We start from the raw sequence: 12636 nt of genomic DNA, 5'->3' as shown, positions 1-12636 counted from the left end.
TTAGTTCCCGGGAAGGAGCAGTACTAAACACTTCGCACCGAACTTCTTCTCCTCGGGGATCCCCGCACCGCCGGACGCGCCCTGGACGGGGCGACGACGACGGGCACCCGCCTGCCTCTGGCAGGATGATTCGCATGACTTCCGAGGGCACCCGTGCCACGAGCGCCGAGCGCGCATCGCAGCAGCACCCACCAGCCACCCCTGCGGCGTCCGCCACGACGGTCCCCGCCACGACAGTCCCCGCCACGACACCGCCGCCCGATGGGCGCCCCGAGATCCTGGCCCTGCGGGCGCTGAAGCTCGGGGACCTCCTCGTCGCGGTGCCGGCTCTCCGGGGACTGCGCCGCGCCTTCCCAGAGCACCGCATCCTCTACGCGGCACAGGAGTGGCTCCGCCCTGTCGTGGCGCTCACCGACGCCGTCGACGACCTGCTGCCCACGCACGGTCTCGACGACCCGCTGCCGATCGAGCACGGCCGGATCGACCTGGCCGTCAACCTGCACGGCAACGGCGCGGAGAGCAGGGGACGCCTCGAGGAGATCGGGGCGCGGCGCCGCATGGGACACCGTTCACCGGGCTGGGACGGGCCCGAGTGGGACAACGACGCCCTCGAACGCGAGCGCTGGGCCTCGCTCGTCAGCTGGCACGGCGTCCCTGCCGATCCGCTGGACTGCCGCCTCCGGGTACCCGACGGCGAGAGTCCCGCCCCGGACGCCGTCGTCATCCATGTCGGGGCGGCCTACGGCAGCCGCCTCTGGCCCGTGGAGCGGTTCGCCGCGGTGGCGCGTTCCCTGGCCGCCGCCGGTCACCGGGTGGTGTTCACGGGAAGCGGGAAGGAACGTCCGCGCGCCCTCGCGGTCGCCGACGCCGCAGGGCTGCCCGAGGAGTCCGTCGCGGCAGGGGAGCTCCCGCTCGACCGCTTCGCACGACTGATCGCGGGTGCGTCCCTCGTCATCTCCGCGGACACGGGGGCGGCCCACCTCGCGTCGGCCTATGCGAGACCGTCGGTCATCCTCTTCGGGCCGGCGCCGGTGTCCTCCTGGGGGCCACCGCCCGGACCCCACACCGTCCTGACGGATGCATCGCTCCGCGTCGGCGAGACCTTCTCCCCCACCCCGGATCCGGCCCTGATGGCCGTCACCGTGGAGCAGGTCCTGGCCGCCGCCGCCGACCACGGCATCGCCTAGGAGCGTCCCCCCGGCGCGCCTGCCCGGCGCTTCTGCTAGGCGATACCGGACCGCGAGGGCCGCTGCTCCGGGGCCGCCGGCGCGGCGAGAAGCCTCTTCTGCAGCTTCACCAGGATCCGCGCGAGGGTCCGCGAGACCTGCATCTGGGACATCCCGAGCTCGTTCCCGATGCCCTGCTGCGTCTGCTCCATGAAGTAGCGGCGGTAGAGGAGTTCCTTCTCGCTGCTGTCGAGCTCGTTGACCGCGCTGCGCAGGGAGATCATGTCGTCACTGCGTTCCATGCCGTTGGAGTCGCTCGCGAGCGTGTCGGCCCAGCTGCGCCCCTCGAAGGGCGCATCGAGCGAGTCGGGGCGCAGGCTGGAATGGGACGCCTGCGCCTCCAGGATCTTGTCCTCGGACCAGCCCAGTTCCAGCCCGAGTTCGCGTGCAGTCGCCTCGCGGCCGAGCCGCTGGGCCATGGCGGGAGCTGCCCGGGCGATCTCCGTCCGGAGGTCCTGGACCTCGCGCGGCGGCCGGACCACCCAGCAGGAGTCCCGCAGGTAGCGCTTGATCTCCCCGTTGATCGTCGGTACGGCGAACGACGCGAACGGAACGCCCCGCGCCGGGTTGAAGCGCTGCACGGCCTTGATGAGTCCGAGGTAGGCCACCTGACGGATGTCGGACGCCTCCGGACCGGAGGCCGCGAAGGACCGTGCCACCGATTCCGCGATGTCCATGTGCCGCAGGGCGATGTCGTCCTGCAGGGCCGCCGCGAGGGGCCGCTCCGGATACGTGGCGGTCGCCTGCCCCGCGACGTCCCGTCGGGGGGCTCCGTCGGACACCTCGTGCTCGGCGGTCGTCTGCATGCTGTTCTCCGTCTGGCGTTGGGCACTCACGGTTCCCAACAAAACATCAGCCTGCTTAGTACGCAACCCATCGTCCCGAAATGTCCGATTCCGGGCAATGCCTTCCCTTTTCCTCAGGAGAGGAGTAGTGGCAGCAGCTCGCCGGAGCGCTCCCGATGCGCGCAAAAAGCCCCTCGCCGGATGGCAAGGGGCTTCGATCCAGGGCCTGAGTGGCCGGCCGTCCTCCGGAGCAGTTCAGCCGGGGACGGTCGCAGCGGGGCCCGGAGCGCCGGACTCACCGAGCGCCACGTCCTCCTGCACGGCGGCATCCGGCGCCACCCAGTTCCATCGCGGAGCGCCCAGCTGCCGGATGACCGTCTGGAGGTGGTTCCGCAGTTCGTCGGAGACGAGTCCACCGCCCGCGACCAGGGTGCGCTCGATATCGTCCGCGGCATCGAGCACCTTCCGTCCGTCGGGCGAGATGGAGACCAGATGGGAGCGGCGATCGAGGTCATTGCGCACGCGGCTCACATGTCCCCGGGATTCGAGGCGGGAGAGGGTCTTGCCCATGGTTTGCGCCTGCACGCGCACGATCTGCGCCAGGCTCGCCTGCGTCATCGCGCCCTGGTTCGCGAGGACCCCCAGGGCGATCACGCCGGCATGGGTCACCCCGATGTCGACCAGGCGCTCGTTCCAGGCGTGCTCGACGAGGCGGGCTGCCGTGGTCAGCAGGCGACCGGTGGGCCATTGATCCAGATCGGGCATAAAACTGTGCACTTCCTCTCGCTTGCAGGACCGGCTGCCACCGTCGGCGTCGGATCTTCCACCTATGATAGCTAGGCGGGTTGGTCCATTCCTCCCAGCCGGCCGGACAGGCCGATCCGGGGGGCGCATCCCGCTCCGGCCGAGTAACGAACCTCTAGGAGTATTCATGTCGCAACGACTCGCCGCGGGTGATAGTGCCCCCGACTTTACGCTCAACGACGCCGAAGGCAACGAGGTGACCCTGTCCTCGCAGCGGGGCAGCAGCGTCGTCGTGTACTTCTACCCCGCTGCTGCCACGCCCGGCTGCACCACCCAGGCCTGCGACTTCCGTGACAATCTCGCCTCGCTCGGCGCGGCCGGGTACCGCGTGCTCGGGATCTCGCCGGACCCTGTCGCCAAGCTGGCGTCCTTCGCCGAGCAGGAGTCCCTCACGTTCCCCCTCCTGTCCGACGCGGACCACGCGGTCGCGGACGCCTACGGCGCCTGGGGTGAGAAGAAGAACTACGGCAAGACCTACGACGGGCTCATCCGTTCCACCGTGGTCGTCGACCCCGACGGGAAGGTGGCCCTCGCGCAGTACAACGTCAAGGCCACCGGCCACGTGGCGAAGCTCAGGCGGGACCTCGGCATCGACCGGTAGGGCTCGGGAGGGTGCCCGCTTTCGCGTTACAGTGAAAGGACGGGCCGCTTCCAGCGGAGCAGCCCGAGCGCGAGTGGCGGAATTGGCAGACGCGCTGGATTTAGGTTCCAGTGTCTTCGGACGTAGGGGTTCAAGTCCCCTCTTGCGCACAGTAAAACGCCTAGTCAGAGGCGCATTGGCCGGGCTGGTGTTGATGAAGTTGGCGAAAGTGTTGATCGGACTCGTACTATTCCGGTCTATGGCCAGCATCAAGCACCAGACCCGGTCCGATGGATCGACCCGTCACCAGGTTCTGTGGCGCGACCCCGAGACGCGCAAGCAGCGCTCGCAGTCCTTCGATGATCCGTCTGCTGCGGAGATGCTGAAGAACTTCCTCAACGCCAACGGCCAGTCCTTCGCGCTCGCGTCCGAGGCGGCAGCCGACCTCCGATCCACGGCCCCACGGGTGCGCGACGTCGTCGCCGAACACATTGCCGGCATCAGCGGCATCGAACCTGGCACCCGCTTCCGCTACCGCCGCCTCCTCGAGAACCACATCGACCCGCACCTCGGCAGCATCCCCGTCGACAGGCTCCGGCGCTCGCAGGTCCTGTCCTGGTTTGAGGGCATGAGCGTGGCGGACAAGACCCGTAAAAACATTCACGCACTTCTCTCCGCGTCGCTGGAGACGGCCGTCGCTGGCCGCCTCGTCCCCGAGAACGTGGCCAAGGGTATCCGCCGGGCCCAAGTCTGTTGTTCGGACGCGAGAGGCGATCTTCCTGAGCAAACCGCAGGTCGAGGTGCTGGCCGACACGATCGACCCGCGGTACGCCACGCTCATCCGGTTCTTTGCCGCGTCCGGGCTCCGGTATGGCGAGGCCACAGCACTCCGCCGGCGCGACGTACGAAAGTACGACGACGGGCGGTACGTCGTCCATGTGACCAGGGCGTGGAAGAAGATCGAGAAGGGCTACGAGCTCGGCGGCCCGAAGAGCCCGAAGAGCCGGCGCACCGTCGCACTGCAGCGCTCGCTGACCCCGGCTGTGGCCGAGCAGCTCCACGGCCTCCGACCGGACGAGCTCGTCTTCCAGAACACGAAGGGAGACCCATTGCGGCATGATCTGTTCCGGCGGGTGTATTGGCTGCCCGCGATGGAGTTGCTGCTCGCCCGTGACGTCGAGCCGTTCTTTGATCAGGCGCCCACGCCGCACGACTTGAGGCACACGCATGCGAGCTGGCTTATTGCCGCCGGCGTCCCGCTCCCGGTTATCCAGGCGCGCCTCGGACACGAGAACATCACCACCACGGTCGGCACCTACGGGCACCTCGCCATCGGGGCGGACGCCAGTGCCGCGGACCTGCTCGAGTTATAGACTGATCCGCAGTTAAGGGGTTCAGCGACGCCGGAAAGACTTATTGGAGTGCGTCCCGCTCAGTTCAAGTCGCACTCCATTGATAGTGGTGTACGCGACGTACAAACGGGGTAGAGCCAGCAGGAACACGGCAGCCACATGCGCGCCCGTGAGCGCCGCCAGGGCCGCCAAGAATCCGACTATCGCACCCTCATGGTCCGTCGAGAAGTTCATGCCCAACACCAGCAGTATCGCCGTCACGCCGGCCATGTAGGCAGCCACGAGCAGATGAGCAGCAGTCTCGTCCAAGAAATCCCGATTGCCCTGCTCAGATAGCGCGAAGTCGTCCGCGCGATCGGTGAGTTTCAACCGGAGAGATGAGAGTTGACCGAATGCAGACAGTAAACCACCAGCTAGCAGTGCCATCCCGCTGAGCAGTCCTGCTGGCGCCGAGATCGATCCATGCGTGAACATCATGGCGATGAAGGCGCCGAGCGGGACTACGGTGACGAAAATCCGAGCGACTACATCAGGTTTCGTCGGAGTGGTCCGGTAGTCGGACAAGCCTTTCCAGTGGCCGCGAAAGACTTCGATTGGAATCAATCTGTCTAACATTGATGCCTCCAGATTTTCTTACTCGGTCAAGTCTAGCTCGATCTGAAGGCCCGTATTGATGGACTTCAGCTTGCCTGCGACGGTTGATCGCCAGATGGCGGGGGACGGCAATACGTCCCCGATGGGGTAGATGAACAGGCGCTCGATCGTGTTCGGGGTGATCGTCTGCTTCTTTCCGTTCTCGAGGAAAGAAATCTCGCCATCTTCATAGTCAAAGTTGTCGATGTCGGCGCTGACCAGGACGCCAAGCTCCTGAGCTCCCTCTTTGCTTCGATCTTCGGGTGAGCCTACCTTCTTCCTCCCCCACCAGCTCCGGATGACCTGAATCAGGTCTGACATCCTCGACACTGGGATGCCTTGCTCCGTGAGCTTGATCGTCCCTGAGGATTGGGCTCCGGAAGGGAGGCGCCCCCTACCTGTTAAGGTCAGCGCATGAGACGCACCTTCGTTGATGATGGTGTCTATACGGCCTGGGTCGAACATCGGGGCGGGCCGCCAACGAATCCATGGCGTTTCCGACGGCGTGCCGGCACCATCAAAGCTGACAGCGCCTCGCTGACTCTGAACGTTGAGCCGCTGTAGCAGTGTCTCACCGAGGTACGACCGGCCCTTCGTTATGGACACCATAATGGCCTCCGTACCCACGGACGGTACGTGAAATGTCACCTGGTACTTACGGGTTGCTGCCTTCTTCTTCATCTGCACGGACGGCGACCCGTCTCGACTGTGGAGATCCTCGTAGTCGTTCTCCTTCCCATAAGCTGCGATGACGTCGATCCGTCGGCGCTCTCGGGTTACGTCGGTGACAATCAGGTAGGGCACCAGTTCGTCCTCATCGTCCAGCTTTGCCTTGCGTGCCGCCTCCTTGTCGAGGTCCCGAAGGTAGGTGGCTTCACCTAGGAAGAGCTTGTCTTTCATCTCGGTGAGTCGGAGGAACAGCTCTTCGTAAGCGTCGTGGTTCCGGTTTGCGAAGGACAGGTCATGCAATTTCATGTCCGTCTGCCCCCGACCCAGGTGCAGGGTGAGCAGGTGCAAGCGGTAGCCGTACGTAGACAAGGGTTCCCCGTATTCCAAGCTGGATGTGAGAGATCCAGGCACAAGAAGCACCGCCTGAATCGAAGACCTGCGAACGCGAGTTCGCTGGGCCTGATACTAATCGCAGGGCTGAGGTCGAGTCACTCATCGACCGCGGATGCGTGCAATTACCCAAAGGAGGGCGCCCAGTCGCAGCACGCGTTGGCGCGACCGCTCTACCCGCCCTGCTCGCCGGTAGGTCGGTTGAGTGCAGTCCGCAACCCATGGATCCACCCCACCGCCCGGTAGGAATCCTGAAACCATGGATGGCGTCGAATGGCAGATGAATGTGAGGGAACGCAAAGGATGCCGACAAGCAGAGGGCCCAGCTGGCGCGGATCGTGCTGGAGGAGGGACTCAACTTGGAGGAAGTGTGGCTCTACTACTTCGCGAATGCTGGTACCGCGACGGAGGTCGAGTTCACCCAGTACGCGCTCCGGCAGATCGACCTTCCGGAACTGCAGCTCGACCTGATCTCCCTGGCGCTCCGAGATTTGGTGACGAACATCCGCGAGCTGGAGAACCGCTTCACACTGTAAGACCGACCGCGCCTGTTGCCCGATCACGGCGACTAGATCAGCGCCCCGAGCCGGGTCACACGTGGGCGGGTACGACTCCCCCGCTGCGCTCGCAGCCGCTGCACGAGCATCGGGTTCCAGGCGAGTGCTGCTTCGAGGTCGAGCAGCTGGTTGATGCGCTGGTAGAAGGCCGTGGGCGTGACGTTGAACAGGCTGGTGATGGCGTTCTCGCGGGCGCCCTGGTGCTTGTAGTTGGCGCCGGCCATGAGCAGCATCTTCTGGTCTCGGTCAGTGAGGGCTGAGGTAGCCGCGCGTTGCACGTTCGGAAGTCTCCTGTCCGTATGAGTTAGGGCACGCTGATCTTCAATACAGCTCCCTGATCTGTGTCTTACTGGAAGAGCGGGTATTTGGCTTAGCAGCGGGCCGCCCGTGTGGGGCGGCATTTCGCTGACGTCGGTCGCCGGAATGTCGCCCCGCCTCACCTCGACTCACTGGAGTCAAGGGCGCGGAGGGCATCGCGTTCCTTTGCGTCGAGGTGAGTGAGTCGGTCCCAGAGAACCTCGGGCGTGACCCAGAGCTCGTCGGCTATCTCCCAGAGGTCGTCCCCCGCCCAGCGGTACGCGGCAATCAAGTCCTCGAGTGAGATGAGCCGGCGGGCCACGATGACCCTGACCATGAGCTCGATGCGTAGACTCTGGTGGCCGCGGTGCCCCATGCGGATGTGCTGGAGTTCGTGGGCCAGCGCGCACCGGCGCTCGACCTGCAGCAACCACTTGTCCATGAGGATCCGGTCGACGCCGTTGGTGCGGGCGTGGACGCCGTCGGGCAGTTCGACCCACTCCACGGTGATGTGGGGCAGTGCGCGCAGTTCACGCCAAGGGTGGGTTGAGACCATGCCACCAAATTAGAGAGCGCCGGTGACCTTATTGGTTCGCAAGGTGAACTACAACGGTGTGATTTTGGAGCGCGTCTCCGCTACTCCTGCGCGGCCTCGGCGGCCTCGTCCTGCAGCCGCCTGAGGCGTCGTCCCTGGCTCTCGTGCCCAGTCTCGTATGCGGCGAGGTCGACGTCGTCTTGCGTCGTCCCGTCGCTTGATGCAGGGCTCTCCCCTGCTCGTGTAATGGGGGCGGTACTGACATTCCCATCACCCTCTTCCTCGGTCGCTGCTCGCACCACGGCGATGAGAGCGTCTTGCATGGAAGGCGACAGCTTCTCGGTTCCCGCCGGTAGGCGACTAGCGAGTGCGGAGGTAGGGTCCGCGACGTCAAGACCGAGGCTTGCGGCGTATGCAAGCACCACGGCTTTCTCGCTGGTCCGGAGGATGGCGGCGATCGCCCGGAACGTGTCCGGGTTCTTCGGCCAACTCTTCGGGCCAGCAGTGACGAGCTCATTGAGGTACTGGAACTTGAGGCTGTAGCCAGCTTTCGAGGCGCGCTCCACCAGATCACGGTAGGAAAGCCCGGAGGCGTCCTTCTCGTGCCGGAGTAGCTCGCTGATCGACTGCATGGCCATAGCTTCATCGTTCCTGTCAGGAGTGCGCAACGGGACGGAAACCTAGCCGTCTACCACTGCTGGACAGGCTCACACTACCGAACCGTCTACTAAGTGTTTCCCCGATCGCGCTCGTGTCTTGCTACTGCGCGCGGGAGAGGTAGTTCCCCGGTATTGACACCCGTCTACCAGTGGACCTACGTTTGTACCGTACTGATTGACAGATAGACGTCTACTAGGGGACACTTTGAAGACCAGAAGAAGACCAACCCGAGGAGTTTGGATGCGCCTGAACAGCTCCAGCACACTGCGGGCTTTGATGGAGCAGAATCGGATTTCACTCGGCATGATGGCGGACTACGTCGGATGCTCGAAGGGCTTCATTTCGCATCTGCTTGCCGAGCGCCGCCGGTCCTGCACCCCACTCCTGGCTGACCGCATAGCGCGGGTTCTCCACGTCCCGACCAGTGTCCTTTTCACGGAGCACAAGTCCCCCAGTGCGGTACAGCGCGTCAAGCAGAAGGAAAGGGCAGTGGCATGACGAAGGTGTTCTTCACTCCGAAGGAAGTGGCCGAGGAGCTCGCTCCCGCTATTCAGGAGTTCACGATCATTCGGAAAGCCCGCGCGAAGGAGATCGAATGCTCACGTGGCTCGAAGAACGCCATCCTCTTCACCCGTGAGCAGATCGACCTGCTCGTGCAATCCATGAGGCAGCCCGCTGAACCGAAGGCAGATCCGACCCCGACGCCGGCCGACCTCATTGCGATCTCCGAGCCGCCGAACGTCTTCGGCGCCACTGAGAGATCCCATCGGCGCACCTCGCGCTCGCAGGCCCAGCGCACGGGCTGACACAGACCCTCCCACAGCGTGACCCCCAACCGCCCGGGAGTACCGACCGGGAGTCGTGCCTGAGACCCGCGACTCCCGGTCACCCACACCTTCCCCTCCTCACCCGAAGGAAATGCCAATGTCCGCTACACCTATGCCTAAATCGGCCCAGCCGCTGGTGTCGATCCCCTTCAACCTCTACTTTCACGGCCTCGACAAACCCCACTGGTCCGCCGAGACCGACGGCTTCCGCCCGGACCCGGACGCGCAGCGCCGCGCCGAGAAGTCCCGCCAGGTCGCCGGCAGCGCTCGCCGCCGGCGGGTAGCCACATTGCACGACAGCATCAAGCGCCTAGAGAAGGCGGTCTACGGATTGTCTGAACTGGACGAGACGGGATTCACCGACGTCGCAGCTCAGCACCTCGAGCGGCGCCTGGCCAACACCGTCTCTCATTGCCGCTCGCTCCTCGGCGACATCGCCGCCGCAGTCGACACCTACCGCACCATGGAAGTTGCCTCGGCCACTCCCCCGTCGAGCGACTCGGATCTCCAGTGGGAGCACGACCAGCATCAACGCGAGGAAGAAGAACTGGCGGCAAGCGAAGCCGACGACCTCGCAGCAGACGCCCGGGCCGCCGATCAGGTCATCACAGCGCTCGCCGCCCGCACCGCTAAGGCAGTGCCGTCCGAGACCGACAGCTTCCCGACTCCGGCGGACATCGCAAAGGGTGCGGTCACCACGATCCGCCGAAACAACGTCTGGCCACCACAGTGAGCGGCACTCGCCGCCGCGCAGTTGCCTACGTGCACCCAACCGGGCATCGCCCTTACCGGCAGCCGGCCCAACTGCACTACGGCAACAATGCCGAGCTGCGCTCGCAGCTCGCTGCGTACGTCCGCACCAAATGGACGACCGCCAAACGCATCGACGTCGACCTCGGCGCAAACCAGATCCTCATCAACGGTCAGGTCGTGGCCGGCTTCGCTATCACCGAACCCCGCACAGCGGGACAGCAGGAAGGACTCCCGTTATGAGCACCGCCACCCCGATCGTCCGTCACCGCCGTCGCATGCTCGCATGGGCGCTCCTCGTCGCCGTCGCCCTCCTGCTCGTGACCACCACCGCAGCTCCGGGCAGCTTCGACGGCCGGCACCTCCTGGTCGTCTACGCGCTCGCCGCACTGGTCCTCGAGGCCGAGTGGCATCCCCGTGCAAGCTGACGGCAACTCCGCGGCCGCCGACCCCGTCGACGCGGTCGAGGCCGGCTTCCTCGAAGGGACGACAGCGCGCCTCCGGGTCCTCGAGGTCAGAGCGCAGCTGCAGGCGCAGCGCGCAGCCGATGAGCTTGCCCGCGGAAACCACGACTACGGCGTGATGCTCCTCGTCTGCGCCCTCATCACCACAGAACAGATCGACAAAACCCCGACCGAAGGACCGTCATGAGCGACCTGCAGGACATCCCCTTGGCGAAGCTCGAGCCCCACCCGCACAACGTGCGCCGCAGCCTCCACGACCTCGACGACCTGTCCGCATCGATCAAGGCCAAGGGCATCGTCCAGGCTCTCACCGTCGTGCCTCACCCCACTGCGCGGACGAAGTACGTCGTCCTTGGCGGGCACCGCAGGCTCGCGGCCGCGAAGCTCGCGAAGGTCAAGACCGCTCCGTGCATGATCCGCGAGGACCTCGCCACCGCCGAGGCGCAGACCGAGTTCATGATCGTCGAGAACACACAGCGCAATGCCCTGTCCCCGATGGAGGAGGCCCGCGCGTACCAGCAGCTGCTGGAGCTACCCGGGTACAACGCCAAGCGGATCTCGGAGAACACCGGCCGCAAGGCACGTCTTGTGCAGGACCGCATCAAGCTCGCGAAGGTTTCCGACCCGATCGCGGAGAAGCTGGATGACGGCCAGATCACTCTCGAGCAGGCCCTGGTCTTCGCGGAGTTCGCCGACGACGAGGCGGGCACGAAGAAGCTGCTGAACGCGACGGGCACGTACGACTGGGAGTACCAGGTCCGGCGGCTCCGCGAGGCGCGCAAGCACGAAGCGCAGGCGCAGCGGACGCGGAAGGCACTGAAAGTCCTCGGCGTCGAGCCGATGCCACGGCCCGAACACTGGCCATATAGCGGCGAATACGCGCCCGCTCCCGACGAGGAAGGCATGACCTCCGCCCAGCACGTCAATGCTGGCCACCGCGCCATCATCGTTCAGAACGGGCTCGTTCAGTGGGCGATCTTGCGCTCCGAGCTGCCGGGCGCCAGCGCACCTCGCGAGCTGACCGCGGAGGAGGTTGCAGAGGCCGAGCAGTACGGGCGGATCGAGGCCGGCCTGAATGTCGCCGGGCATGTTCGCCGGCAGTTCCTCGAGGACCTCTTCACCGCGCCGCCCGTCGGCCTAGCGAAGAGGATTCAGCTGCCACGAGCGGCGGAGTACTTCATGCAGCGCAAGGGCGCCCGAGACCTGATTGGGCTCACCGCGGACGCGAAACCAGCAGAGGTAACCGCGGCCCTGGAGAAGTACTCGCTCGAGCAGCTCGTCATCGCGCAGGCTCTCGTCCCGCTCCTTGACAGTGAGGACCTCCTGAAGCCGGACTACTGGGGCCCCAGCCCATACGGCTACGACTACACCGCGACGGCCAGGCGCACGCTCACCGAGGTCCTCGGATACCAGTGGAGCGACATCGAGAAGGAAGCCATGGAGCGCCTACGCCTCCAAACCGAGGCACACGACGCTCTGAGGGCCGAGCAACGCAGGGCCAACGAAGATCGCGCCGCCGCAGCCAACGCGGCCGACGCGGCCGACGAGGAGGCCGACGATGCCAACGCCGCGTGAGTACCCACGTATCAAGCACAAGCGCGAAGAAATCTGCATCGTCAGCGAAGTCGACACACCGATCGCGCTCGCCGACGCGCACCCTCAGTGCAACGTCGGCAACGAGCCGGCATCCAAGGCTCACGGACACGAGCCTTGCCACGGACTGGCTGTCTGGGCCATCCGCACACACGACGGCGCCGGTGACAGCCCGAAGGGAATCTGTCCCTCCGTCCTCCTGGTTTGCGAGGACCACCTCGACACCCTCCGCGAAGCCGCCCAGTACAACCTGTCCCGGGCCGGCCGCCGCGGAGCGACCATCCGCTGCGCCACATGCGACGTTGTCGCCAGAACCGTCGAAGACGTCCTCTGGGGCGCCGAGCGGATCCGCTCATGACCGCGCTCGCCTTCGCCGCAGGCGCAATCGCAGGCGGCATCATCTGGAGCCTCATCTCCTACTACCTGATTCACAGCCTTCTCGACATTCAGGACCAAGACCACGAGAGCGAGGGCTGCCGTGGCCGGCAAGGCACCTGACCCGAACCTTTGCCCG

20 protein-coding genes and 1 tRNA gene are annotated in these 12636 nt (G+C 65.5%); 13 read left to right on the top strand and 8 right to left on the bottom strand.

Annotation, left to right across the window (positions count from 1 at the left end):
• Nucleotides 1-134: 134 nt before the first annotated feature.
• Nucleotides 135-1187, top strand: a complete 1053-nt coding sequence (locus ACX80U_RS12310; RefSeq protein ID WP_459268657.1) for a glycosyltransferase family 9 protein — start codon at nt 135-137, stop codon at nt 1185-1187.
• A 35-nt stretch (nt 1188-1222) separates the two neighbouring features.
• Here the strand turns inward: ACX80U_RS12310 and ACX80U_RS12305 are convergent, their stop codons facing one another.
• Together ACX80U_RS12305 and ACX80U_RS12300 are read right to left on the bottom strand one after the other, a co-directional pair.
• Entirely contained in the window at nt 1223-2032 is an 810-nt protein-coding gene (locus ACX80U_RS12305; RefSeq protein WP_459268656.1) for a sigma-70 family RNA polymerase sigma factor, read from the bottom strand.
• Nucleotides 2033-2266: 234 nt separating this feature from the next.
• Nucleotides 2267-2776: a MarR family winged helix-turn-helix transcriptional regulator gene (locus ACX80U_RS12300; RefSeq protein WP_459268655.1), complete on the bottom strand. Its 510-nt coding sequence runs from the start codon at nt 2774-2776 to the stop codon at nt 2267-2269.
• A gap of 166 nt (nt 2777-2942) precedes the next feature.
• On the opposite strand from ACX80U_RS12300, the gene bcp reads away from it, so the two are divergent.
• Together bcp and ACX80U_RS12290 are read left to right on the top strand one after the other, a co-directional pair.
• The gene (gene bcp / locus ACX80U_RS12295; RefSeq protein ID WP_133080793.1) at nt 2943-3416 is read left to right on the top strand and encodes a thioredoxin-dependent thiol peroxidase; all 474 of its coding nucleotides are present in this window, start codon (nt 2943-2945) and stop codon (nt 3414-3416) included.
• A gap of 67 nt (nt 3417-3483) precedes the next feature.
• Nucleotides 3484-3565 (top strand) — tRNA-Leu (locus ACX80U_RS12290).
• A gap of 77 nt (nt 3566-3642) precedes the next feature.
• On the opposite strand, the gene ACX80U_RS12285 is transcribed toward ACX80U_RS12290, so the two are convergent.
• Complete coding sequence (locus ACX80U_RS12285; RefSeq protein WP_459268654.1) at nt 3643-4059, bottom strand: hypothetical protein; 417 nt, start codon at nt 4057-4059, stop codon at nt 3643-3645.
• Nucleotides 4060-4093: 34 nt separating this feature from the next.
• Between ACX80U_RS12285 and ACX80U_RS12280 the strand changes: the two genes are divergently transcribed.
• Nucleotides 4094-4768, top strand: coding sequence for a site-specific integrase (locus tag ACX80U_RS12280; RefSeq protein ID WP_459268712.1), 675 nt, complete (start codon nt 4094-4096; stop codon nt 4766-4768).
• 21 nt (nt 4769-4789) lie between these two features.
• On the opposite strand, the gene ACX80U_RS12275 is transcribed toward ACX80U_RS12280, so the two are convergent.
• Both ACX80U_RS12275 and ACX80U_RS12270 read right to left on the bottom strand, forming a co-directional pair.
• Nucleotides 4790-5362, bottom strand: coding sequence for a hypothetical protein (locus ACX80U_RS12275; RefSeq protein ID WP_459268653.1), 573 nt, complete (start codon nt 5360-5362; stop codon nt 4790-4792).
• Nucleotides 5363-5380: 18 nt separating this feature from the next.
• The gene (locus tag ACX80U_RS12270) at nt 5381-6355 is read right to left on the bottom strand and encodes a hypothetical protein (protein ID WP_459268652.1); all 975 of its coding nucleotides are present in this window, start codon (nt 6353-6355) and stop codon (nt 5381-5383) included.
• Between the two features lie 422 nt (nt 6356-6777).
• On the opposite strand from ACX80U_RS12270, the gene ACX80U_RS12265 reads away from it, so the two are divergent.
• On the top strand, nt 6778-6975 hold the full coding sequence (locus ACX80U_RS12265) for a hypothetical protein (protein ID WP_459268651.1): 198 nt from the start codon (nt 6778-6780) through the stop codon (nt 6973-6975).
• Between the two features lie 32 nt (nt 6976-7007).
• Here ACX80U_RS12265 and ACX80U_RS12260 read toward each other — a convergent pair whose 3' ends face one another.
• The 3 genes from ACX80U_RS12260 to ACX80U_RS12250 form a co-directional block, all read right to left on the bottom strand.
• Nucleotides 7008-7274, bottom strand: a complete 267-nt coding sequence (locus ACX80U_RS12260; protein WP_459268650.1) for a DUF3263 domain-containing protein — start codon at nt 7272-7274, stop codon at nt 7008-7010.
• A gap of 158 nt (nt 7275-7432) precedes the next feature.
• Nucleotides 7433-7849, bottom strand: coding sequence for an ImmA/IrrE family metallo-endopeptidase (locus ACX80U_RS12255; RefSeq protein ID WP_459268649.1), 417 nt, complete (start codon nt 7847-7849; stop codon nt 7433-7435).
• 80 nt (nt 7850-7929) lie between these two features.
• Nucleotides 7930-8466, bottom strand: a complete 537-nt coding sequence (locus tag ACX80U_RS12250; protein WP_459268648.1) for a hypothetical protein — start codon at nt 8464-8466, stop codon at nt 7930-7932.
• Between the two features lie 516 nt (nt 8467-8982).
• Between ACX80U_RS12250 and ACX80U_RS12245 the strand changes: the two genes are divergently transcribed.
• The 8 genes from ACX80U_RS12245 (at nt 8983) to ACX80U_RS12210 (ending at nt 12620) form a co-directional block, all read left to right on the top strand.
• Nucleotides 8983-9294, top strand: a complete 312-nt coding sequence (locus ACX80U_RS12245) for a hypothetical protein (protein WP_459268647.1) — start codon at nt 8983-8985, stop codon at nt 9292-9294.
• Between the two features lie 118 nt (nt 9295-9412).
• Complete coding sequence (locus tag ACX80U_RS12240; RefSeq protein WP_459268646.1) at nt 9413-10048, top strand: hypothetical protein; 636 nt, start codon at nt 9413-9415, stop codon at nt 10046-10048.
• Nucleotides 10045-10308, top strand: a complete 264-nt coding sequence (locus tag ACX80U_RS12235) for a hypothetical protein (protein ID WP_459268645.1) — start codon at nt 10045-10047, stop codon at nt 10306-10308. The genes ACX80U_RS12240 and ACX80U_RS12235 overlap by 4 nt, the downstream gene beginning before the upstream one ends.
• Entirely contained in the window at nt 10305-10493 is a 189-nt protein-coding gene (locus ACX80U_RS12230; protein WP_459268644.1) for a hypothetical protein, read from the top strand. The genes ACX80U_RS12235 and ACX80U_RS12230 overlap by 4 nt, the downstream gene beginning before the upstream one ends.
• Nucleotides 10483-10716 (top strand): hypothetical protein, encoded by a 234-nt coding sequence (locus tag ACX80U_RS12225; protein ID WP_459268643.1) that lies wholly within the window; start codon nt 10483-10485, stop codon nt 10714-10716. The genes ACX80U_RS12230 and ACX80U_RS12225 overlap by 11 nt, the downstream gene beginning before the upstream one ends.
• A complete protein-coding gene (locus ACX80U_RS12220; protein ID WP_459268642.1) occupies nt 10713-12104 on the top strand; it encodes a ParB/RepB/Spo0J family partition protein in 1392 nt (463 codons plus the stop codon). Before ACX80U_RS12225 ends, ACX80U_RS12220 begins: the two co-directional genes overlap by 4 nt.
• Nucleotides 12088-12480: a hypothetical protein gene (locus ACX80U_RS12215; protein WP_459268641.1), complete on the top strand. Its 393-nt coding sequence runs from the start codon at nt 12088-12090 to the stop codon at nt 12478-12480. The genes ACX80U_RS12220 and ACX80U_RS12215 overlap by 17 nt, the downstream gene beginning before the upstream one ends.
• Nucleotides 12477-12620: a hypothetical protein gene (locus ACX80U_RS12210; RefSeq protein WP_459268640.1), complete on the top strand. Its 144-nt coding sequence runs from the start codon at nt 12477-12479 to the stop codon at nt 12618-12620. The genes ACX80U_RS12215 and ACX80U_RS12210 overlap by 4 nt, the downstream gene beginning before the upstream one ends.
• The last annotated feature ends 16 nt before the right edge of the window (nt 12621-12636 follow it).

The sequence above is a fragment of the Arthrobacter sp. TmT3-37 genome (genome assembly GCF_054510835.1).
The sequence above is the reverse complement of the archived record's forward strand: the minus strand, read 5'-3'. Positions and strand labels throughout refer to the sequence as shown.